The 695-nt window shown below is 56.7% G+C and carries 1 protein-coding gene and 1 pseudogene; one reads left to right on the forward strand and one right to left on the reverse strand.

Features of this window, described 5'->3' with window-relative positions; all coding sequences use genetic code 11:
- Positions 1-219 precede the first annotated feature (219 nt).
- Positions 220-321, forward strand: a pseudogene (locus BV911_RS19425) (IS6 family transposase); the annotation flags it as partial.
- Here the strand turns inward: BV911_RS19425 and BV911_RS19685 are convergent.
- The gene (locus tag BV911_RS19685) at positions 313-486 is read right to left on the reverse strand and encodes a hypothetical protein (RefSeq protein WP_168184152.1); all 174 of its coding nucleotides are present in this window, start codon (positions 484-486) and stop codon (positions 313-315) included. The pseudogene BV911_RS19425 and the gene BV911_RS19685 overlap by 9 nt on opposite strands.
- Positions 487-695: the final 209 nt, after the last annotated feature.

Below are 695 nucleotides of genomic sequence, written 5' to 3' on the forward strand. Positions count from 1 at the left end.
GCTCACCTGATCTTCAAGGGATCCCAGCTTCTGGGAAAGGTCAAACACCAGCCGCCGCAACGCGTCTGTCGAAAGTGTCTCAAAGGCAGCATCGTCAACTGGGCTCATGCCATCTTGAATCAGCCCCCGACCAAGAGCGCAACACAAATGCCCGGAAATCTGCCCCGCTTACATCGTAAAGTTGTTGACGTCCCATCTTGCTGGCGGTAGCGCTTGCCAATGATCAGCCCAATTCCCCAGCCCCGCTTAAAGGGTTACCGCTTCCCACGATCCATCATTTCCTACGCGGTTTGGGCATACTATCGCTTAGCATTACAGTTGCATTTTTGATTTGAAGTGTGCTTGTTGAGCTGCGGCCTGATGAGCGCGTCGCCAGAGCGACCATGCGATGACATGTGCGGGATGAATTTGTTGCCGTGCGAGGCGGGTGGCGATGCGGCGGATTTCCTGCATCGACCAGCGGATTAGTTGGCGGTCTTGCGCCATGCCGACCACATCTTTTTTTGGGGATCCAAGGGGCGAGTATTGGCGCGATTTCGGATGACGGCCATCATTGCGAACGCGAGCATCTGTCAATCACGGTGACATAAGGGGCCATTTACCGGCGCAAATAGGGGCCACGCTCGGGATGTCGGTGGCGCTCTGGCGCGTGTGCTCACCACATAGCTAACGCGTGCCAGAGCGCGCTGGCCGTA

The sequence above is a fragment of the Pseudoruegeria sp. SK021 genome (assembly GCF_002119405.1).
In the GTDB taxonomy this organism is placed as follows: domain Bacteria; phylum Pseudomonadota; class Alphaproteobacteria; order Rhodobacterales; family Rhodobacteraceae; genus Meridianimarinicoccus.